The organism is Streptomyces sp. NPDC059788, assembly GCF_042732265.1.
Lineage (GTDB): Bacteria > Actinomycetota > Actinomycetes > Streptomycetales > Streptomycetaceae > Streptomyces.
The window spans coordinates 161321-182158 of record NZ_JBHWHY010000010.1; the positions used below are offsets into that span (position 1 = coordinate 161321).

At 73.1% G+C, this 20838-nt stretch carries 15 protein-coding genes and 1 pseudogene; 12 read left to right on the plus strand and 4 right to left on the minus strand.

Annotated features, from left to right (window positions below; all coding sequences use genetic code 11):
* The first annotated feature begins 589 nt into the window (after positions 1 to 589).
* Positions 590 to 1558 (plus strand): DUF5926 family protein, encoded by a 969-nt coding sequence (locus ACFV57_RS11740; protein WP_385228970.1) that lies wholly within the window; start codon positions 590 to 592, stop codon positions 1556 to 1558.
* Positions 1559 to 2068: 510 nt separating this feature from the next.
* On the opposite strand, the gene ACFV57_RS11745 is transcribed toward ACFV57_RS11740, so the two are convergent.
* Together ACFV57_RS11745 and ACFV57_RS11750 are read right to left on the minus strand one after the other, a co-directional pair.
* A complete protein-coding gene (locus ACFV57_RS11745; RefSeq protein ID WP_385228973.1) occupies positions 2069 to 2404 on the minus strand; it encodes a hypothetical protein in 336 nt (111 codons plus the stop codon).
* 640 nt (positions 2405 to 3044) lie between these two features.
* Positions 3045 to 3767 carry a bifunctional DNA primase/polymerase gene (locus ACFV57_RS11750; RefSeq protein ID WP_385228976.1) on the minus strand — a complete coding sequence of 241 codons (723 nt, stop codon included), beginning with the start codon at positions 3765 to 3767 and terminating at the stop codon, positions 3045 to 3047.
* 682 nt (positions 3768 to 4449) lie between these two features.
* Between ACFV57_RS11750 and ACFV57_RS11755 the strand changes: the two genes are divergently transcribed.
* Positions 4450 to 6225 (plus strand): SpoIIE family protein phosphatase, encoded by a 1776-nt coding sequence (locus tag ACFV57_RS11755; protein ID WP_385228979.1) that lies wholly within the window; start codon positions 4450 to 4452, stop codon positions 6223 to 6225.
* Positions 6226 to 6511: 286 nt separating this feature from the next.
* Positions 6512 to 7984 (plus strand): aminopeptidase P family protein, encoded by a 1473-nt coding sequence (locus tag ACFV57_RS11760; RefSeq protein WP_385228982.1) that lies wholly within the window; start codon positions 6512 to 6514, stop codon positions 7982 to 7984.
* A 93-nt stretch (positions 7985 to 8077) separates the two neighbouring features.
* On the opposite strand, the gene ACFV57_RS11765 is transcribed toward ACFV57_RS11760, so the two are convergent.
* Both ACFV57_RS11765 and ACFV57_RS11770 read right to left on the minus strand, forming a co-directional pair.
* Positions 8078 to 8887, minus strand: a complete 810-nt coding sequence (locus tag ACFV57_RS11765) for a TetR/AcrR family transcriptional regulator (RefSeq protein WP_385228985.1) — start codon at positions 8885 to 8887, stop codon at positions 8078 to 8080.
* A gap of 321 nt (positions 8888 to 9208) precedes the next feature.
* Positions 9209 to 9703 carry an ATP-binding protein gene (locus tag ACFV57_RS11770; protein ID WP_385228988.1) on the minus strand — a complete coding sequence of 165 codons (495 nt, stop codon included), beginning with the start codon at positions 9701 to 9703 and terminating at the stop codon, positions 9209 to 9211.
* A gap of 298 nt (positions 9704 to 10001) precedes the next feature.
* Here ACFV57_RS11770 and ACFV57_RS11775 point away from each other — a divergent pair, with 298 nt between their 5' ends.
* From ACFV57_RS11775 to ACFV57_RS11815, 9 genes and pseudogenes are all read left to right on the plus strand, one after another.
* The gene (locus ACFV57_RS11775; RefSeq protein WP_385228991.1) at positions 10002 to 10847 is read left to right on the plus strand and encodes a hypothetical protein; all 846 of its coding nucleotides are present in this window, start codon (positions 10002 to 10004) and stop codon (positions 10845 to 10847) included.
* Positions 10848 to 10982: 135 nt separating this feature from the next.
* Positions 10983 to 11783: a YcnI family protein gene (locus ACFV57_RS11780; protein ID WP_385228994.1), complete on the plus strand. Its 801-nt coding sequence runs from the start codon at positions 10983 to 10985 to the stop codon at positions 11781 to 11783.
* A gap of 86 nt (positions 11784 to 11869) precedes the next feature.
* Positions 11870 to 12517, plus strand: a complete 648-nt coding sequence (locus ACFV57_RS11785) for an SCO family protein (RefSeq protein ID WP_385228997.1) — start codon at positions 11870 to 11872, stop codon at positions 12515 to 12517.
* Positions 12514 to 12954, plus strand: a pseudogene (locus tag ACFV57_RS11790) (copper chaperone PCu(A)C); the annotation flags it as partial. The gene ACFV57_RS11785 and the pseudogene ACFV57_RS11790, both read left to right, overlap by 4 nt.
* Positions 12955 to 13183: 229 nt before the next feature.
* Complete coding sequence (locus tag ACFV57_RS11795) at positions 13184 to 15472, plus strand: copper resistance CopC/CopD family protein (protein ID WP_385229000.1); 2289 nt, start codon at positions 13184 to 13186, stop codon at positions 15470 to 15472.
* Positions 15472 to 16797 (plus strand): iron uptake transporter deferrochelatase/peroxidase subunit, encoded by a 1326-nt coding sequence (gene efeB / locus ACFV57_RS11800; RefSeq protein WP_385229003.1) that lies wholly within the window; start codon positions 15472 to 15474, stop codon positions 16795 to 16797. The genes ACFV57_RS11795 and efeB overlap by 1 nt, the downstream gene beginning before the upstream one ends.
* A 198-nt stretch (positions 16798 to 16995) precedes the next feature.
* Complete coding sequence (gene pheA / locus ACFV57_RS11805; RefSeq protein ID WP_385229006.1) at positions 16996 to 17922, plus strand: prephenate dehydratase; 927 nt, start codon at positions 16996 to 16998, stop codon at positions 17920 to 17922.
* Positions 17923 to 18702: 780 nt separating this feature from the next.
* Positions 18703 to 19992, plus strand: coding sequence for a serine--tRNA ligase (serS, locus tag ACFV57_RS11810; RefSeq protein ID WP_385229009.1), 1290 nt, complete (start codon positions 18703 to 18705; stop codon positions 19990 to 19992).
* Entirely contained in the window at positions 19989 to 20834 is an 846-nt protein-coding gene (locus tag ACFV57_RS11815; RefSeq protein WP_385229012.1) for an HAD family hydrolase, read from the plus strand. The genes serS and ACFV57_RS11815 overlap by 4 nt, the downstream gene beginning before the upstream one ends.
* Positions 20835 to 20838: the final 4 nt, after the last annotated feature.

The window sequence follows — 20838 nt, forward strand, 5'->3', positions numbered from 1 at the left end:
CCACTCGGCCGGCTGAGGCGGCGCGGGGCAAGCGGAGGGCCGGGGCGGCCACGTCAGACGGCTGATGCCAGGGGCGGCCTCGGCCGATTGCCCATGATCGATGGCCGGTAGCTGGTAGCCCGAGGCGCCTCCAGCCGGTGGCCGGTTCGCGCCGTCCGCGGGCCGGGGGCCGCCCTTTTCGGTGGCCGGTTCGCGAGCCGGTCCGCGCCGTCCGCGGGCCGAGCCGACCCCCTGGCACCCCGTCGCCGGAACCGCCCGCTCCGTACGGGCCCGCCACGACGGCACACCCGCGTCCGCCCCGGATACGCGCCCGGCAGACGGCCCGTACACAGGAGCCGTACCGTCCCCGGCCGCCACGGCGACCCGGCCGTACGACGGCGAGCGGTCGCGCGGGACCAATTCCGGTCACCCACGCGCCCACGGGCGGTGGACGGGCCCCCGAGGAGACCGGACGCAACGCCGTGCCGTCCCCCTACCGGGCAGCACACGGCCGACGGCCGCAGCGCGCGGCGCAGGGCGCAGCCCAGTCGTCTAGGCTCGCGCCGGAACGCGTCCGTACGCCCAGGAACGACCAGGAGAATGCCTCGCCATGGCCAAGAAGCGCCGTCCCCAGACCAAGGCCGCAGCACCGCAGATCAAGGACGGCGAGGTGCCCGTCGTCGGGGCGCGTGAGCCCTGCCCATGTGGCTCGGGCCGCCGCTACAAGGCGTGTCACGGCCGGACCGCGGCGCACGCCGCGACCGAACTGGTGCAGCGCCCCTTCGAGGGCCTCAAGGGCGAGTGCGACTGGGTGGCGCTGCGCGAGCTGGTGCCCGCCGCCACGGTCGAGTTGACGCTCAAGGACGGACTGCCCGAGGGCGTGCCGTCGGTGACCCTGGCGACCGTCCTGCCCATGGCCTGGCCGGCACTGCGCCGCGACAACGGCGCCGTCCTGCTCGGCCTGCAGAACGACACCGCTTCGGGCGACCTCAGCCGCGACCTCGCCGACACGCTGCGCCGCGCGCTGGCCGCCGAGCCGGGCACGCCGGTCGCGGCCGAGCGCGCCCCGGCGGACGGCCCGCGCCTGCAGGACCTGCTGGACCCGGCCGCCCCCTTCGAGCCGCAGGTGCACAGCGGCTTCGAGTTCTGGGTGGAGGACGCCGAGAACGCGACGGGCGAGGTCGCCGCCTCCCTGGAGCGGGCGAACGCCGCCGCCATCCCGACCGAGCGGCTGGCCGGCCTGGAGGGCGCGTACTGGTGCGAGACGCCCGAGAAGAACCACCTGCGCTGGGTGATGGCCCACCCGGAGGAGCAGCTGCTGGACGCGCTGGCCCGGCTGCACGCCGCCGGTACGTCCTCGCTCGGCGAAGACACCCGTCTGGTCGGGTCGTTCCGCGCGCACGGCCTGGTCGTGCCGGTCTGGGACCTGCCCTCCGGGATGGGCGCCGAGGACGTGGCCAAGCCGGCCGCCGCCTTCGCGGAGCGGCTCACCGCGGCGCTCGCCTCGGAGGCCCCGCTGACGCCGGAGGAGCGCCGCGCCCGCGGCGGCCTCACCAACCGTCAGGTGACGCTGAGCTGAATGGGGTCAGCGGGGCGCGAATCGGGCCGATGGGCGTGACTCCGGTCACAACTCGCGGTACCGACCGGTAAATACGCGTCCGGAATTCCACGATCGAATTTGCGAACCGCGGATCTCTTGTTACCGTTCTAGGAGCCCGGTCGCTGGTGCATCCCCCGTCGCCAGCGACCGGGCGCTTCCATGCCCGGATTCGGACGGCCGCCCCCGCACCGCGAGGACATCGCGCGGGCGTCGCGAGAACGCCGCAGGACAGCGTCCCGCCGCGACCGGCCCGCCGCACCCCCTGTGAGCCCGCCTCCGGCCGCGCCCGGCCCGCACCGCGCTCCCGTCACCCCACCCGTCGCCACGGCCGCCACGCCCCCGTAACGGCCCTCGTACCCGACACCCGCGACACCCTCGGCGGCCCGGCCCCATGCGCGTCCCCACGCCCGCTCTCGCGCCGCGCACTCGCCACACCCGTACCGTCACCGGTCCGCACCACCCCGGCCCGGACCAGCGCGGTCCGCGCCGTCACCGGTCCGGACGGGCCGGAGCGGCCCCGCCCGAACCACCCCGGTCCGGCGCCGCGTTGCTGCCCGAGCGCAGCAGCTTCCGCTCGCCCCGCGCGTCGGCGACCTCCGCCACCGCGGTGTACGGCACCAGGTCGCCGCCGGCCGGCGCCTCACGCGGGGTTTCGCAGGTCCCGGGGTCGTCACCGGCCGGTACGTCGCAGTGCGCCTGTACGGTCCGGCCGTCCGGCCGCATCAGGGTCAGGACGGCGTGCAGGGGCTTGCCGGAGATGTTGCGGAAGTACGTGCGCCCCCAGGCCCGGCCGTCCTCGGCGAGAACACACGTCTGGGCTTCCACCCCTTCGGGTGATGCCAGTTCGGGCCCGCAGCGAGCCGCACGACGCCCGTCCTGCGCATCCTCCGGACGCGGACCCCTCGGCCCCGTATGCGCGACGCGGGACAGGCCCGGCGCGGCGGACGGGCCCGGACGGACCGGAACATGGGCATCCGGATGTGCAGCAATTGCGGAGCCGTCGGGTGCCGACCGTTCAGATTCGGCCGGACCAGCGGTCGCGGCGGCCAGCGGCAGCGCGACGGCGAGCGCGACCGTGCTCGCCAGTGCGATCATGCGGAGATTCGGCGCACGCTCCATGGGACCACCTGGGATTCTCAGGGCGACGGATTGACCGCCGGATTGACGGTGCGCCGAACATATCGGCCCGGAACGGGCACATACCGGGCTCGTACCCCCGAATCCCGCCAACACCGGGCAGCTCACACCCGTACGAGTGAACCGCCCGCGCGTTCTTTCTTCGCGCCGAGCGGTGTACGGGGGCCGGGGCCCTGATGTGGGGTGAAGCGGACCCTTATGCGGGGTGAGCGGCAGAGAACGGCAATGCCGGGCGGGGCGCCACAGTGGGCGCCCCCGGCCGGGCGGTGCCGTACGCGAACAGGTGGGTTCGCGCGCGAACCGGTGGTTCAGTAAGCGAACCGGTGGTTCAGTAAGCGAGCCGGCTGCCGCCGTCCGGCGCGCTGGTGCTCGCGGTGACCAGGGCGTCCACGATGGTCTCCACCTGCGGCAGCCAGGGCGCGGCGGTGCCGGTGCCCGGCGACCGCTCCCAGCGCACCTTGCCCGCGCCGATCTGCGAGGGCGGCAGGACCACGTAACCGCCGTCGCCGTGAAAGCGCAGTGAGCTCGGCACCCACTCCCGGGAGTGCAGCAACTCGCCCAGTTCCGCGAGGGAGTACGGGGCGACCAGCAACGACCAGCGGGTGGGGGTGGCGACGACCGGGCCGATCCGGACGCCGAAGTGGTCCAGGGCGGTCAGCGCCCGCGCCCCGGCGACGGCCGGCAGGCTCAGCGCGCACGGCGCGCGGCCGCCGGTGGCCAGGAGGACGGGCGCGGTCGGCCGGTTCGTCCACCACCAACGCACCATGCGGCCATCGGTGGTGGCCGCGAACAGGCCGGGGTCGAAGGGGTGCGCGCCGGGAACCACACAGTCCGGGTCCGGGCAGCTGCACGGGCGCGTCCCGCGCTCGGCCCGTGCCTGCCGCCCGCCGGGCGGTTTGCCGCCCGACTGTTTCCCGCCGGTCCGCAGCCCGACACCCGGGAGTACGGGCCACTGCCACTCGGTGGCGCAGTGGAGCGCCGCACCGAGCAGCGCCGACCTTCCACCGCGCCGGAGCTGGAGCTTGCGTCGCCTTCCGAGGATCTCGCGCATGAGCGCTCGTTCCTTTCCGTTAACGCCGAGGGCTATGTCCATCGCACTACATGCCGGTTCATGCCGCTGCGTGGCGCTCATCGGAGGCTCCTGCGAACCCCTGACGCCACGTGGATCTCTGGTCACTTCGTGTACAGAGCAGCGCATCACGCCATACGCCGAGCGTGGAACGTGGCGGAGGGTGGCGCGCGCATGGCGCTTGCTGTCCCGTGAAGCAGTTCCGCCACTTGGGGGTGCGGTGCGGCGCGGTCGTCGCCGTGTTAGACGCCCGTGCCGGTCGGAGAGTTCCGGCGCGGCTCCAACTGACCCCGCGCCTTTCCGAGTACGTACCCGCCATGGTGGTGATGACGCACTGTCGAACGTCGTCAGTCGACCTCAAATTGACGTTCGGGGGGATATTTTCCGGCCAACTTCCCGCCCACTTCCTCGCCCCGCTGACACCACAAACCCCATGGGGACAATGCTGGACATCGTGTCACCGGGGCGTGTACATGTGGAGGCATTGATAGCGGAGCAACATGACATGGGGGTTTGCGATGCTATTGAGGAAATTGAGCAGTTCCACACACTACTCAACAACTCTCAACAAGATGCCGCAATCCACCCCAACAAGTGGTCTGACCTGGGATTTCATCCGGCACTACGTAAGCCGCCGGTCATGACCGCCCCCCACGTTCCGAAAGTGGCTGGAATCGAACCAGCACTTCCCGCCCCCACGCACACTGCCGAATCCGCAACCGCAGCCGCCCCCGCGGACACTCCACCCGAGGTCCGCCTCGCGGCCGTCCAGGACCGTCTCGCCGGCTGGGTCTCCGACCTCACCACGCTGCACGACCTCACCGAGCAGCTGGCCCGTACGCGGAACCTCGAAGCCGCCCTCCAGGAGCTGCTGCGCGCAGGCGCCTCCCTGGTGGGCGCCCGACGTGGGCTGGTCGTCCTCGAACCGCGCGACGGGCAGGGCCCGGACACCACCATCGGCCTGGGACTCGGCCGGGCGGACATCGGGCACATCGAGACCGTGCCGCGCAGCGCCCTGTCCTTCGGGCGCATCCTCGACGGCCTCCCCGTCACGGACGGCCCCGAGCGCGACCGGGCAGCGGGCGGCGGAGCCGCGCCGGAGAGACCCGACGGCGAGCGGACCGGCACGACCGCGGACAGCGGGCGCGCCGACGGCCCGGCCGTCCCGGACGGCCCTGGCCGCCCTGTCAACCGGGTCGGCCCGGACAACCTGCCCGGCCCGGCCAATCCGCTCGGCCCGGACGGCTCCGGCTGCGTCGCATGCGGGCAGGGCCACATCGCCCAGCCCGACATCCCCGGCGAGCCCGGACTCGACCCCCGCCTGCGCGAGGTCGCCGCCCGCCTCGGCTACGCGGCCAGCTACGCCGTGCCGCTGGAGGCCGGTTCCACCGGCAGGTTCGGAGCCGCGGTCTGGCTCTACGACGAACCCGCCGAGCCCGCCGAGCGGCAGCGCCACCTCGTCGGCCGCTACCTCGCCTACGCCACCGAACACCTCGCCCGCCTCCTCGAACTGCACCGCCAGCGGCAGACCGTGGCGACGCTGCGCGAGGAGCTGCTGCCCAGCCGGCTGCCCCGCGTCCCCGGCGTACGGCTCGCAGTACGGCATACCGCCGGACCGCTCGGCGGCGGCGACTGGTACGACGCGCTGCCGCTGCCGGACGGCGCGCTGGGCCTGGCGGTCGGCAGCGTCACCGGCTCCGGGCCGGGCGCGGTGGCCGCCATGGGGCGGCTGCGCGCCTCGCTGCGGGCGTACGCGGTGATGGAGGGCGAGGACCCGGTCGCGGTCCTCTCAGACCTCGAACTGCTGCTGCGGCTGACAGAGCCCGCGCGCAGCGCGACGGCGCTGTTCGCCTTCGCGGAGGCGCCGCCGGGCGGCCCAGGGGCGGGTGCGGGACCGCGAGCCGCCACGGGGCCGGGGGCGGGCCCGGCCGGGCTGCCGGGAGCGGGCGGACTACCCGCCGGCGCGGGCGGGCTCCCGGGCCACGGCGGACTGCCGGGTACGGGAGCCGGTGCGTACGGAACGGCCGGCGGGGCGCCCGGCGAACGCGCCGGCGGCGGGACGGGCGCGCGCCGGATCGTGCTGGCCGGGGCGGGCCACTGTCCGCCGTTGATCATCGGGGACCGGCGCACCGAGTACGTGGAGACCACGCTGTCCGCGCCGCTGGGCATGCTGGCCTGCTGGGAAGCGCCGAGCGTCGAGCTGGAACCGGTGCCTGGAGAAACCCTTCTGCTGTACAGCGACGGGCTGCTGCGCCGCACCGGCGAGCCGATGGACCGCGCCTTCGCCCGGCTGCACTCCGCCGCCGCGGGCATCCCCCGGGCCGTACGCCACGATCCCGAAGCCCTGATGGACCACCTGCTGCACACGCTGCTTCCGGACGGGCTCGACGACCCGGAGTCCCCGGAGGACGTGGTGCTGCTTGCGGCGTACTTCGAGTAGCGGGCGGAGGTGGAGGTGGCAACGGAGGTGGGCACGCGCCCGTACGGCCCGCTCTCCGCCTACGTCCCCGTACGGCCCGCACCGCGCCACCGCGCCCGTACGGCCCGCACCGCGCCACCGCGCCCGTACGGCCCGCACCGTGCGCCGCGCCCCTACGGGGGCACTCGTATGCCCGCCCCCGTACACTCCCGCCCGAACTGTCTGATACCTCACCGCTTCCGGCCCCTGGACCCCGTTCCCTGCGCACTTACGATGGAATGCGGTGCAGTCTTACAAGGAGGCCATAGTGACCGACGAGCTCACGCCGGAGACCCCGGACGAGGACGAGCAGCCGATCAAGCAGCGCAAGAACGGCCTTTACCCGGGCGTGTCGGACGAGCTCGCCGAGAACATGAAGTCCGGCTGGGCCGATACCGAGCAGCGCGATCTGGCGCCCATCGAGCAGGCGCCGAACGCGGCCCGGCGGCGCGAGGCGCTGTCCCGCCGTTTCCCCGGTGAGCGCCTGGTGATCCCGGCGGGCAATCTGAAGACCCGCTCCAACGACACCGAGTACGACTTCCGCGCCTCGACGGAGTTCGTCCACCTCACCGGCGACCAGACCGAGGACAGCGTGCTCGTCCTGGAGCCCCGGGAGAACGGCGAGGGCCACGACGCGACCGTCTACCGGCTGCCCCGCTCCAACCGTGAGAACGGCGAGTTCTGGCTGCACGGCATGGGCGAGCTGTGGGTCGGCCGCCGCAACAGCCTGACCGAGGCCGCGGCGCTGCTCGGCGTCCCCTGCGCGGACGTGCGCGAGCTGACCGGCAGGCTGCGCGAGGCGACCGGCCCGGTGCGCGTGGTGCGCGGCCACGACGCCGGTGTCGAGGAGGCGCTGGCCGACAAGGTCACCGCCGAGCGCGACGAAGAGCTGCGGGTGTACCTCTCCGAGGCGCGCCTGGTGAAGGACGACTTCGAGATCGGCGAGCTGCAGAAGGCGGTCGACTCGACCGTGCGCGGCTTCGAGGATGTCGTGAAGGTCCTCGACAAGGCCGAGGCGACCAGCGAGCGCTACATCGAAGGAACGTTCTTCCTGCGCGCCCGCGTCGAGGGCAACGACGTCGGCTACGGCTCGATCTGCGCCGCCGGACCGCACGCGACCACGCTGCACTGGGTCCGCAACAACGGCGAGGTCCACTCCGGCGACCTGCTCCTGCTGGACGCGGGCGTGGAGACCACCACCCTCTACACCGCCGACGTCACCCGTACGCTGCCGATCAACGGCACGTACAACGACCTCCAGCGCAAGATCTACGACGCGGTCTACGAGGCCCAGGAGGCGGGCATCGCGGCGGTCAAGCCGGGTGCCGCGTTCCGCGACTTCCACGACGCCTCGCAGCGCGTGCTCGCCGAGAAGCTCGTCGAGTGGGGCCTGGTCGAGGGCCCGGTGGACCGGGTCCTGGAGCTGGGGCTGCAGCGCCGCTGGACGCTGCACGGCACCGGCCACATGCTCGGCCTGGACGTCCACGACTGCGCCGCCGCCCGTACGGAGTCCTACGTCAACGGGACGCTGGAGGCCGGCATGGTGCTGACCGTCGAGCCCGGCCTGTACTTCCAGGCGGACGACCTGAGCGTCCCGGAGGAGTACCGCGGCATCGGCGTGCGCATCGAGGACGACATCCTCGTCACCGAGGACGGCAACCGGAACCTGTCCGCCGCGCTGCCGCGCCGCGCGGACGAGGTCGAGGCGTGGATGGCGGAGCTGACCGGGCGCCGCGCCTGATCGCAGCCGCTGACCCGGCCGGCGTCCGCGCCGTGACCGGCGTCCGCGCCGCGGCCGTGGTCGTGGGAAGGCGGCCGGTGTCCCTTTCGGGGGTCACCGGCCGCCTTCGGCGTTTCCGGCGGCCTGGGCATCGTCCTGGGCGGCGGCCTGAGCGCCCCCGGCAGCCCCGGCGGCCTCAGCGGCCTCAGCGGCCTTGACGGCCTGGGCGTCGGCGCGCTGTACGGCTGCGTCGGCCGTCGCGGCGCCCCCGGCAGCCCCGATGGCGCCGGCGTCCCCGGCGTCCTCGGCGTCCTCGGTGTGTGTGAAGACCCCGGCCCGTACCGCCGCCCAGGCGGCCTCGGCGGCGCAGTCCGCCAGCCGGAGGTCGACCGGCTTGCGGGAGATCAGCAGCCGGTAGTAGAAGGGCGCGCCCAGGGCGGCCATGACCTCGTCCGGGTCGGCGCCCGCGGGCAGCTCGCCGCGCTCCTCGGCGCGCAGCACCATGCCGCCGGCCAGCCGCAGCCGTTCGTCGAAGAACTGCCGCAGCACGTCGGCGGCCTCGGGCTGGCGGGCGGCGGCGGACACCACGGCCTCCAGCAGCCCGTAGTAGCGCGGTTGCGTGTAGAAGGCGGCGATCGAGCGGGCCAGGGCGCGCAGGTCGCCCGCGAGCGTGCCGGTGTCCGGAAGCGGAATGCCGGCGCTCACGTCCGTCATCAGCTCGCAGACGAGTCCCTCGGTGGAGCGCCAGCGGCGGTAGATCGTCGCGACGTGGACGCCGGAGCGCTGGGCGATCCGCTCCATGGTGAGCGCGGCGTATCCGCCCTCCCCCAGTTCCGCGAAGACCGCGTCCAGTACGGCTTGTCTCGTACGCGCGGTACGTCCCCCCGGCCTGGACGCTCCGGGAGGGTGCTGCGCTGTGCTCACGGCGGCTCCGTATTGCAGTGCGGGTTCAGGCCACGTATCGTCCAGAACACGCTAACGCGAGGTGCTTCGCGTTAGGGCGGGTGTGCGTGGTTCCCGCGGCAAACGGGGACGCGGCGGGGGACGTCCTTCCCCTGCGGGACCGCGCAACCCGCCGTCGTCCGGGCGCCGGCCGGGCGCCGGTTCCCGGATGCTTCTTCGGCATGTCGAAGCCGGAACGGCACGGCTTCGGTCCGCCGGGGCTGCGCGGCATCAGTCCGCCTGAGCTCTGCGGGCTTCGGTCCAGCTGAGCTCCGCGGGCTCCGGTCCGCCGGAGCCCGACCCTCACGACGCCATCAGCGGCACTTCCTCCTTCCATTTGAGGATCTTGTCGAAGCTGACCACCGCGCCACGCCGCCCGGTGCGGTTGCGGTAGCGGACGTGGTCGGTCAGGGCCTCGATCAGAAAGAGCCCCCGTCCGTGCTCGGCCTGGGCCGGGGCGGGGGCTGCCATGGGTGGGGGCGGCGGGACGGTATCGGGCGTGCCGCTCCGCCCGGGGCGCTTGGTCCTTCGGGTCCGTTCCCGGAATCCGGGACCGGAATCGGTGACTTCGATTCGGCAGGTGTCACCGTTGATGAAGGCGGTGACCCGGTAGTCCTCCGTAGCGGCGTCGCCGCCGTGTTCGACGGCGTTCGCACACGCTTCGGAGAGGGCGACGGACAGGTCGTGGGAGACGTCCGGGTCCACCCCGGCCGTCTCCATCGTTCCCAGCAAGAGCCGCCGGGCGAGCGGGACGCTCGCGGCCTCGCGCCGCAGATGCAGGGACCACCAGATGCTCATCGCTGCAGCCTCCTGGTCGCGGCTCGACATATCGATACGTATTGCCGGGGCCCATGGTCCGTAAGCGTGCGCGGGACGTGACTCCGCTCATTCGGCGGATGCGCCGCCGGGTCCGCCGGTGTAACGGCGCTGTGCGCGCGCCCGCGTACGCCCCGGCGCCCGCAGTCGTCGCACCGGCGCCGCCCCCGCCGCGCGCCCCCGCGTGACCTGCCCCAACCGGAACGACACGGTCCGCTACGGGCGGGGCGGCGGACCTGCCGTATGCGGGCCGTAAGGGCAGTGGGATGATGGCGCCGCCATGACTGCCCCGTCCGACCCCGGAGAGCGCGCCGCCGCGGACCTGCGGCTGCTGAGGGCCGCGGTGTTCACCGCGGTCTGTGTCGCGCTGTCCGCGGCCGGGCACATGATCGGGTCCTGCGCCGCCGTCCCCCTGTGGACGCTGGGCGTGGGCTGCGCGGCGGTGTTCGCCGTCGCGGCGCCGCTGGCCGGGCGGGAACGCTCGCTGCCCGGCATCGCCGTGGCGCTGGCCGCCGGCCAGCTCGCACTGCACACGGTCTTCGCGCTGGGGCAGCACCGGATGGCCGCCGCGCCCACGGCCGGCGCTGCCGGCGGCGGTCTCTCCGACCAGGCCGCGATCTCCCTCGCCCGGCACCTCACCTGCGGCCTCGGGGCCGGGCGGCTGGACGGCGCCGAGGCACGCCGCATCCTGCACACCTCGGTCGTCGGGCCGGGCGGCCCCATGGCTCCGGCCGGCGGCGCCTCCGGGCACGCCATGGGCCCGGCGGCCACCGCCTCCTCGGCGGCGCACGGGCTGCTGCCCTCGCTGCCGATGCTGCTGGCGCACCTGCTCGCGGCGCTCGCCGCCGGCTGGCTGCTGCGCCGCGGCGAGGCGGCCCTGTGGCGGCTGGTACGTCTCTCGGCGCCCACGGCGCGGGAGGCGTCGGCGATGGCCGAAGCACTCATGGGCGCACTGGGCGGCGCACTCGCGCTCGTACGCGCCCTGTGCGCCGGGCTCCTGGGGGCGGCGGACGCCCGCCCCGTGGCGCGTTTTTGGTACGGGCATGACCAAGCCCGCCCGGAGGAACTCGCGCTCCAGCACAGTGTCGTCAGGCGGGGACCGCCCGCCCTGGCCCTCGCGGCCTGACGACACGCACCGCACATCCCGCAGCAGCGCCGGGCACGCCCCGGCGCACGGGAGGAGGCGGCGTGCGCCGTCGTCGCCGTACGCGCGCCAGCCGTTCCTTCCCCGTCCCTCCTGCCTGTGGAGTGCATTTCCGCCATGTCTGAGACCTCTGCCGTCACATCACCGTCCCCTGCCGCACCGTCACAGAGCGCCGCACCGGCCGAGCACGCGGGCCGCCGTGGCCGTCTCGCCCGTCGCCTGCCCGTCGTCGGCGGCCTCGCGGCGGCCGGCGTGCTGCTGCTCGCCGGCCCCGCCTTCGCGCACGTCAGCGTGCAGCCGGGCCAGGCCGAACAGGGCGGCTACGCGACCATCAACTTCAAGGTCCCCAACGAGCGCGACAACGCCTCGACCGTGAAGCTCGAAGTGACCCTGCCGACCGACCACCCGCTGGCGTCCGCCATGCCGCAGCCGGTGCCGGGCTGGAAGGTGGACGTCACCAAGTCCAAGCTGGACAAGCCGCTGGAGACGCACGGCAAGAAGCTCACCGAGGCCGTCTCGAAGATCACCTGGACCGCGGACGGCAGCAAGATCGAGCCCGGCCGGTTCCAGCAGTTCCCGGTCTCCGTGGGTCAGCTGCCCAAGGCCGACAAGCTGGTCTTCAAGGCCCTCCAGACGTACGACAACAAGGAGGTCGTACGTTGGATCGAGCCGACCAAGGAGGGCGCGCCGGAGCCGGAGAACCCGGCGCCGGTGCTCGAACTGACCCCCGCGTCCGGTGACGGCCACGGCGCCGGCACGGCCGGCGCGAAGAACGCCGGCGGCGACGCGGGCGACGCCCAGCAGGCCGCCGCGGACGGCACCGACACCACGGCGCGTGTCCTGGGCGGCGCCGGCATCGTCGTCGGCATCATCGGTGTCGCGTTCGGCGTGTTCGCCGGCCGGCGCCGCGGAGCCTGACCCGACCCCGTTGCCCCTCCGGCGCCCGGGCCTCCCGGGCGCCGGGGCCGGCACCACCGATCCTGAAAACACGGGACATACAGCACATGCGTAAAAGGAACCTCATCGCCGCCGGTGTCGCGCTGGTCTCGGCCCTGACCCTGTCCGCCTGCGACAGCGGCGACAGCGACAAGCCCGCCGCCAGCGTCTCCGGAGGCACCCGGTCCGAGCCGATCGTCACCCTCGACCGGCCCATGGAGAAGCCCGACCTGGTCCTGACGGACACCGAGGGCAAGAAGTACGACCTGATCGAGCAGACCAAGGGCCACCCGACCCTGGTCTACTTCGGCTACACCCACTGCCCGGACGTCTGCCCGCTGACGATGAACAACATCGACGTCGCGATGCGGCAGCTCCCCAAGGCCGAACAGGACGACCTGCGGGTCGTCTTCGTGACCTCCGACCCCGAGCGCGACACCTCCGCCGCGCTCAAGAAGTGGCTCGGCGGCATCAACAAGAAGTTCGTCGGCCTGACCGGCTCCTTCGACACCATCCAGGCCGGCGCGCGCAGCGTGAACATCGGCATCGAGAAGCCCGTCAAGAAGAAGAACGGCGACGTGGTCTCCACCCACGGCGCGCAGGTCCTGCTCAGCTCCCCCAAGGACGACAAGATCCACTGGATGGGGATGCAGGACGCCGGCGTCGACCACTACTCCAAGGCACTTCCGAAGATCATCAAGGGGCAGAACCCGTGAACCGCCGCACCACCCTCGCCGCCGCACTCGCCCTGACCGCCGGATTCGCCCTCGCGGGCTGCGGCGGGGACAGCGCCCCCGAGCTGAAGGTCTCCGGCGCGTACATGCCGCAGCCGGTCGACCAGAGCATGGCCGGGGCGTTCATGGTCGTCAAGAACTCCGGCGGTACGGCCGACAAGCTCACCTCCGTCACCAGCGACCTGGCCAAGGACGTGACCATCCACACGACCAAGGACAACAAGATGGAGGAGGTCAAGTCGCTGGACATACCCGCGGGCGGCGAGCTGGCACTCGCCCGCGGCGGCAACCACCTGATGTTCATGGGGCTGACGAAGAAGCCCGCCGAGGGCCAGCGGGTCACCGTCGAGCTGCACTTCGACAAGTCCGACCCGATCAAGGTCGACGTGCCGGTGATGGGCGCCACCTACGACCCGAAGAACAGCGGGGAGAACGGCGGGCAGAACGGCGGGCAGAGCGCGGACTCCGGCGGCGGGGGCACCGCGGACCACGGGTCGACGGACCATGGCTCGATGGACCACGGGTCCATGAACATGGACCACGGACCGGCGCAGCACGACGGGTCGAAGCAGCAGGACGGCTCGCAGCACGAGGGTTCCACGAACGGCCACTCGCAGCACGACGCCAAGAAGTAGGGGGCGCCTCGCCATGACCACCACCGTCCTCTGCGAACCGGGCTCCGGCGCCCGCGCCCCGGGCGCACGCCGCAGAAGCGCCCCGCGCGCCCACCGGTCGTACGCGCTGCGCCTCCTGGTGCTCGCGGCGGCCCTGCTCGGCGCGCTCTTCGGGGGCGCCGCCCCGGCCTCCGCGCACGCCGCGCTGACCGGCAGCACGCCCGCGCAGGGGTCGGTGGTGAAGAGCGCACCCGAGCAGGTCACGCTGACCTTCTCCGAGGGCGTCGCGATGGGCGACGACTCGGTACGGGTCCTGGACCCGCAGGGCAAGCGGGTCGACCGCGGCAAGCTGCGCGACCTGTGCAGCGGCGAGACCGTCAAGTACGGCGCCGGGCTTCCGCCGGGGCTGCCGGACGGCACGTACACCGTCGCCTGGCAGGCGGTCTCCGCCGACAGCCACCCGGTCTCCGGCGCCTTCACCTTCTCCGTGGGCGCGCCCTCCGAGACGAGCGCCCCGCTGCCGCAGCAGGAGGCCGGCGGCGGCGTGGTCGGCGCGCTGTACGGCATCGCCCGGTACGTCGCTTACGCGGGATTCGTCGTCCTGGTGGGCGGCGCGGCGTTCGTATTGATCTGCCGTCCGGCCGCCGCGCGCGTACGGTCCGTACAGCGCCTGGTCGCCCGCGGCTGGGCCGCGCTGACCGCTGCGACGATCGCGCTCCTGCTGCTGCGCACCCCGTACACGACGTCCGGGGACCTCGCCGACGTCTTCGACTTCGGCGGGCTCCGGCAGGTCCTGGAGACCAAGCCGGGGGCCGCGCTGGTCTCCCGGCTGCTGTTGCTCGCCGCCGCGGCACTGTTCGTGGCCGTCCTCTTCGGCGCGTACGCCCGCGCGCAGGGGAATGAGGGGCGTACGGGCGCGGAGACGGCGGGAGGGGGCGTGCCGGGCACGGGCAAGACGGTCCCCAAGGCGCGAGAGGCCCAGGAGGCCCCTGGGGCGCCTGAGACCCGGAAGGCCAAGGAGGCCGGGGAGGCCGGGGAGGCCGGGGAGGCCGGGCACCTCCGGAAGGCCGAGGCCGAGGGAGCCGAACGGCCCGCCGCTCCGAACCCCCCGGGCCCCGGCCCCGACACCGCCGTCGCCACCGCCACCGCCACCAAGCGGCACAAGGACCTCACCTCCGGCCTCGCCATCGGCGGCGGCATCGTCGCCGTGGGCCTCGCCGCGACGTGGGCGATGGCCGAACACGCCTCGACCGGCCTGCAGACCGCCGTCGCGATGCCCGTGGACGTCCTGCACCTGCTGGCCGTCGCCACCTGGCTCGGCGGCCTGACCGCGCTGCTGGTCTGCCTCTACCGGGGCCCGTCCATGGCCCGTTCCGGCGTCCGGCGCTTCTCGCGGCTCGCGTTCGGCTCCGTCCTGGTGGTGGCGGCGACCGGCGTCTACCAGTCGTGGCGGCAGGTCGGCACCTGGAAGGCACTGGCCGACACCTCGTACGGACGACTGCTGCTGATCAAGGTGGCGCTGGTCGTCGCCCTGCTCGTCGTCGCCTGGTTCTCGCGGCGCTGGACGGCGCGGCTGGGCGAGGGCCCGGCGCCCGAGGCGGAAGCCGCCGCCGTACTGGAAAGCGTGTCGGCACGTACGGAAACAACAACAGCGCGGGAGGAGACGGCACCGGCGGACGGGACGGCGACGCCCGGCGCGGCCACGGGCACCGCGGACGCCGACGGGCCCGCCGAGGACACCGACCCCGCGCGGGCCGCGCAACTGGCGCGCCAGCGCGCGGCGCTGAAGACCGCCCGTACCAAGCGCATCCGCGACGCCGACCCGGAGCGGTCCGGGCTGCGCCGCTCGGTCCTCGCCGAGGCGTCGGTCGCCGTGGTCGTGCTGGCGGTCACCACCGTGCTCACCTCCACCGAACCGGCCCGTACGGAGGAGGCGGTGAAGGCGGTCGGCGGGGCCGGGCGGTCGGCCGACGCCAACCAGCCGCAGGTGCTGAACATCCCGTTCGACACCGGCGGCCCGCGCGGCAAGGGCACCGCGCGCGTCGACCTGGACCCCGGCCGCAGCGGCAGCGCCAACGCCCTGCACCTGCGGATCGCCGACCCGGACGGCAGGACACAGGACGTCCCCGAGGTGAAGGTCTCCTTCACCCTCAAGGACAAGAATCTCGGGCCGCTGCCGGTCACCCTCGACCACGTCAGCGAAGGACACTGGAGCGCGCGCGGCGTCCAGTTGCCGGTGCCCGGACAGTGGCAGCTCTCCCTGGTCGTACGGACCTCCGACATCGACCAGGTCACCGAGACCAGGAACGTGAAGATCAACTGATGACGACCACCGCATCCCCCTCCGGCGGCGCCTCCGGGGCCGACAGCCGCACCGGTTCCGGCGCCGGGCCGGAGCGCCCCGAGACCCTCGAACTGTCCCGTAGGCGCCTGCTGGGCACCGTCGGCGCCGCGGGCGCGGCGGGCCTCGTCGCCGGTGCCGCGGGCGGCGCGATCGGCGTCGCCGCCGCACAGGACGACCCGCCCACCGCGCTCGGCAGCGTCGGCTCGACCTCGGTCGCCTTCCGCGACGAACGCGCCAGGCAGCAGGCGGGCATCACCACGCCCCTCCAGGCGCGCGGCCACCTCGTCGCCTTCGACCTGGCACCGGGCGCCGACCGCAAGGCCGCGGCAGCGCTGCTGCGCCGCTGGTCCCGTACGGCCGAGGAGCTGATGGCCGGACGCGCACCGGCCGCGGACACCGGTGTCGCGCTGGACGCGGGCCCGTCCTCGCTCACCGTCACCTTCGGGTTCGGCCGCACCTTCTTCGACCGTACGGGGCTGGCCGCGCGCCGCCCCCTCCAGCTCGAACCGCTGCCGGACTTCTCCTCGGACGCGCTGGACGCCGGGCGCAGCAACGGCGACCTGTGGATACAGATCGGCTCGGACGACGCGCTGGTCGCCTTCCACGCGCTGCGCGCCCTCCAGAAGGAGGCCGGGGACACCGCGCGGCTGCGCTGGCAGATGAACGGCTTCAACCGCACGCCCGGCGCCACCGCGAGCCCGATGACCGCCCGCAACCTGATGGGCCAGGTCGACGGCACCAACAATCCCAAGCCCGCCGACCCGGACTTCGACGAGCGGATCTTCGTCGGCCGGGACGCCGGCAGCGGACCGCACGCCTGGATGCGCGGCGGTTCGTACGCGGTCGTCCGCCGTATCCGGATGCTGCTGGACGACTGGGAGAGGCAGCCGCTGACCAAGCAGGAGAAGGTCATCGGCCGCCGCAAGGCCGACGGCGCGCCGCTGACCGGCGGCGACGAGCACACCAAGATGGACCTCGACAAGAACGCCGCCGACGGACTGCCGGTCATCCCGGCCGACGCGCACGCGCGGATCGCGGCGCCGGAGTCCAACCAGGGGGCGGCCTTGCTGCGGCGGCCGTTCTCCTTCCACGACGGCTTCCGCGACGACGGCGCCCCGGACGCCGGCCTGCTGTTCGTCTGCTGGCAGGCCGATCCGCTGCGCTCCTTCATCCCCATCCAGCGCAAGCTGGACCGGGGGGACGCGCTGTCCCCCTTCCTGCGGCACGAGGCGAGCGGGCTGTTCGCCGTGCCGCCGGCGGCGGTGGCGGGCGGGTACGTGGGTCAGCCGTTGCTGGAGGGGTGATCGTACGGCCGTATGTCCTGGCGGGGCCTTGGGGCCCTGAGGGCTGAGGGGCACCGCGGCTTCAGGGGCCCTGGAACGGCTGTGGAGCCGGTGGGCCGATGGCGGCTTCGCGGCCGGGCCGGGCAGCCGTACGGGTAACGTGGCAAGCGGGTGATCGGCGACGCGGTCCCCACCGGAGCGTGAGGGAGTCAGAGGGACATGTCGGTCAGCCGCTATACGTACCTGGGACCCGAGGGCACGTTCACCGAGGCGGCCCTGCGCACGCTGCCGGAATCCGCCACCCGGGAGCTGGTCCCGATGGTGTCCGTACCGGCCGCGCTGGACGCGGTACGGGCCGGTGACGCCGCGGCGGCGCTGGTGCCGATCGAGAACTCGGTCGAGGGCGGGGTGACCACCACCCTGGACGAACTGGCCGCCGGCGAACCGCTGATGATCTACCGCGAGGTGCTGCTGCCGATCGCGTTCGCGCTGCTCGTACGGCCCGGCACCGGCCTGGCGGACGTCAAGACGGTCACCGGGCACCCGGTCGCCCAGCCGCAGGTCCGCAAGTGGCTCGCGGGGCACCTACCGGAGGCGGTGTGGGAGTCGGCGGCCTCCAACGCGGACGGCGCGCGCCTGGTCCAGGAAGGCCGCTACGACGGCGCCTTCGCGGGGGAGTTCGCGGCGGCGACGTACGGCCTCGAACCGCTGGTCACCGACATCCACGACGCGCAGAACGCCGCCACCCGCTTCGTGCTGGTGGGCCGTCCCGCCCGCCCGGCGGCGCGGACCGGCGCCGACAAGACCTCGGTCGTGCTGTGGCTGCGCGAGGACCACCCCGGTGCGCTGCTGGAGCTGCTCCAGGAGTACGCGGCCCGCGGCGTCAGCATGATGCGCATCGAGTCGCGGCCGACCGGCGAGGGCATCGGCCGCTACTGCTTCTCGGTGGACTGCGAGGGGCACCTCACGGACCGCCGCGTCGGCGAGGTGCTCATGGCGCTCAAGCGGGTCTGCCGGGAGGTGCGGTTCCTCGGGTCGTATCCGCGCGCTGACCGGGTGCGCGCGAACGTACGGCCGGACACGGTGGACGAGGCGTTCACCGGCGCCGCGGACTGGCTGACGCGTTGCCTCGACGGGCGGGCCTGAGGCGCCGGAGACTGTCGGTGGCGGGCCCCGGAGCGGTCCGGGACGCACCGGAAGGTTCCGCACAGGGCCTGGTCTGGGGGCTTGGAGTTGTCCACAAAGTTATCCACAGGCCCTGTTCTCGACCTGGGGATAAGTCGACACGACGGGCGCCTCAACCCGGGCGGAGTCGACATATTGCTGTACCGACCCCCAGCCCCTTCCACAGCACCGCACGCCGCCCCGCGTCAGCACAATTTACGCGAACAATCCTTTAGGGCGAGGAAATCCCACACGAAAGAGCGGCCACTAGGGGTTTCATCGGTGAATCCATGGCAACGCATTCTTGATACGGAGCCTCTCCTTCCGACTTCCACAGATCCCACACACAGCCTGTGGATAAGATTCCGGAACACCCCCACCCCTGTGGACAACCCTGGGTACAACCTCCGTCACCCGCCCTCCCGACAGGCCCGCCAACTCCGGCCACGCACAAGGGAAGCCGGTCGACGGAGCGGAGCGACTACCCCCGTACCGGCGACGGCGCAAGATTTCCCGGACGCCTTTTTCCGCCACTTTTCGACCGCGTACACGACACCTCACACCTCGCCTCCACACCTCCCCCTTCTCCCCGCACTCTTCGGCCACGCCCCTTATGCGCCCCTTATCCATCCCTTCGGAGCCGCCTTACCGCCCCGTACCGCCCGGAATAACCAAACCCACTAAATATCCGCAAACCGGACAAAGCGCCACGCGGGGAATATGGCGTCGAAGGTCGGCGCCGTGCCCCGGTAGCCTGGTGGGGTGATTGACCTTCGCCTGCTCCGTGAGGACCCCGACCGTGTGCGCGCCTCCCAGCGCGCCCGTGGAGAGGACGTCGCGCTCGTCGACGCGCTGCTCTCCGCCGACGAGCGGCGCCGGACCTCAAGCGTCCGCTTCGACGAGCTGCGCGCCGAGCAGAAGTCGCTCGGCAAGCTCATCCCCAAGGCCGCGGGCGACGAGAAGGCCGCGCTGCTGAAGAAGGCCGGGGAGCTGTCCGCCGCCGTCAAGGCCGCGGACGCCGAGCAGGACGAGGCCAAGGAAGAGACCCAGGCGCTGCTGCGCAAGCTGGGCAACCTCGTCCACCCCGACGTGCCCGTCGGCGGCGAGGAGGACTTCACCGTCCTGGAGACCGTCGGCACCCCGCGCGACTTCGCCGCCGAGGGCTTCGAGCCCAAGGACCACCTGGAGCTCGGCCAGACGCTCGGCGCCATCGACGTCGAGCGCGCCGCGAAGGTCTCCGGCTCGCGCTTCTACTACCTGACGGGCATCGGCGCGCTCTTGGAGCTCGCGCTCGTCAACGCCGCCATCGCGCAGGCCACCGAGGCCGGTTTCGTCCCGATGCTCACCCCGGCGCTGGTCCGCCCGCACGCCATGGAGGGCACCGGGTTCCTCGGCCAGGCCGCGGAGAACGTGTACCACCTGGAGAAGGACGACTACTACCTCGTCGGCACCTCCGAGGTCCCGCTCGCCGCGTACCACATGGACGAGATCATCGACGCGGACAAGCTGCCGCTGCGCTACGCGGGCTTCTCGCCGTGCTTCCGCCGCGAGGCCGGTACGTACGGCAAGGACACCCGGGGCATCTTCCGTGTCCACCAGTTCGACAAGGTCGAGATGTTCTCGTACGTCGACCCCGAGGACGCGCAGGCCGAGCACCAGCGCCTGCTGGACTGGGAGAAGCAGTGGCTGACCGGCCTGGAGCTGCCCTTCCAGGTGATCGACGTGGCCACCGGTGACCTGGGCTCCTCGGCCTCGCGCAAGTACGACTGCGAGGCGTGGATTCCCACCCAGGGCAAGTACCGCGAGCTGACCAGCGCCTCGAACTGCGACGAGTTCCAGGCCCGCCGCCTGTCGGTCCGGATGCGGACCAACAAGGACGGCAAGCAGCAGGTCAAGCCGCTCGCCACGCTCAACGGCACGCTCTGTGCGGTGCCCCGCACCATCGTGGCGATCTTCGAGAACCACCAGCAGGCGGACGGCTCCGTGCGCGTGCCCGAGATGCTGCGCCCGTACCTGGGCGGCCGGGAGATCCTGGAGCCCGTCGTCCGGTGACCACCGCCCCCGAGCCCGCGTACCGGGCCGTCCAGGCCCGCCCGCTGCCGTACAAACTCGTCGCGACCGATCTCGACGGGACGCTGCTGCGGCACGACGACACGATCTCCGAGCGCACCCGCGCCGCCCTGGCCACGGCCACGGCGGCGGGGGCCGCGCACATCGTCGTCACCGGCCGGGCGGTGCCGTGGACCCGGCACATCCTCGACGCGCTGGACTACGACGGCATAGCGGTGTGCGGGCAGGGCGCGCAGGTCTACCACGCCGGCGAACACCGCCTGCTGACCTCGGTCACGCTGGACCGGCAGCTCGCCGGACTGGCCCTCGCCAAGATCGAGGCGGAGGTCGGCCCGCTGTTCCTGGCCGCGAGCCGGGACGGCCTGGAGGGCGAGGTGCTGGTCACCCCCGGGTACCGCATCCAGGAGGGCCCGCTGCCCAACCTGATGATCCAGGACCCGGGCGACCTGTGGGCGGCCCCCATCAACAAGATCTACATCCAGCACCCCACCCTGGACGACGACCAGCTGGCCCGCACCGCCCGCGAGGCCGCCGGTGACCTGGTCGGCGTGATGATGGCCGGCGAGGGCGTCGTCGAACTCCTCCCCCTCGGCCTCTCCAAGGCCACCGGCCTCTCCCTGGCCGCCCGCCGCCTCGGCGTGAAGGCCGCGGACACGATCGCCTTCGGCGACATGCCCAACGACGTCCCGATGTTCGGCTGGGCCGCGCACGGCGTCGCGATGGCCAACGCCCACGACGAACTGAAGGCCGTCGCGGACGAGATCACGGCCTCCAACGAGGAGGACGGCATCGCCGTCGTCCTGGAGCGGCTGTACGGGGTCTGAGCCC

Coding starts and splice junctions, on each gene's coding strand:
- ACFV57_RS11740 (WP_385228970.1), top strand. CDS start 590: ATGGCCAAGAAGCGCCGTCCCCAGACCAAGGCCGCAGCACCGCAGATC.
- ACFV57_RS11750 (WP_385228976.1), bottom strand. CDS start 3,767: ATGCGCGAGATCCTCGGAAGGCGACGCAAGCTCCAGCTCCGGCGCGGT.
- ACFV57_RS11770 (WP_385228988.1), bottom strand. CDS start 9,703: ATGAGCATCTGGTGGTCCCTGCATCTGCGGCGCGAGGCCGCGAGCGTC.
- ACFV57_RS11775 (WP_385228991.1), top strand. CDS start 10,002: ATGACTGCCCCGTCCGACCCCGGAGAGCGCGCCGCCGCGGACCTGCGG.
- ACFV57_RS11780 (WP_385228994.1), top strand. CDS start 10,983: ATGTCTGAGACCTCTGCCGTCACATCACCGTCCCCTGCCGCACCGTCA.
- ACFV57_RS11785 (WP_385228997.1), top strand. CDS start 11,870: ATGCGTAAAAGGAACCTCATCGCCGCCGGTGTCGCGCTGGTCTCGGCC.
- ACFV57_RS11795 (WP_385229000.1), top strand. CDS start 13,184: ATGACCACCACCGTCCTCTGCGAACCGGGCTCCGGCGCCCGCGCCCCG.
- efeB (WP_385229003.1), top strand. CDS start 15,472: ATGACGACCACCGCATCCCCCTCCGGCGGCGCCTCCGGGGCCGACAGC.
- pheA (WP_385229006.1), top strand. CDS start 16,996: ATGTCGGTCAGCCGCTATACGTACCTGGGACCCGAGGGCACGTTCACC.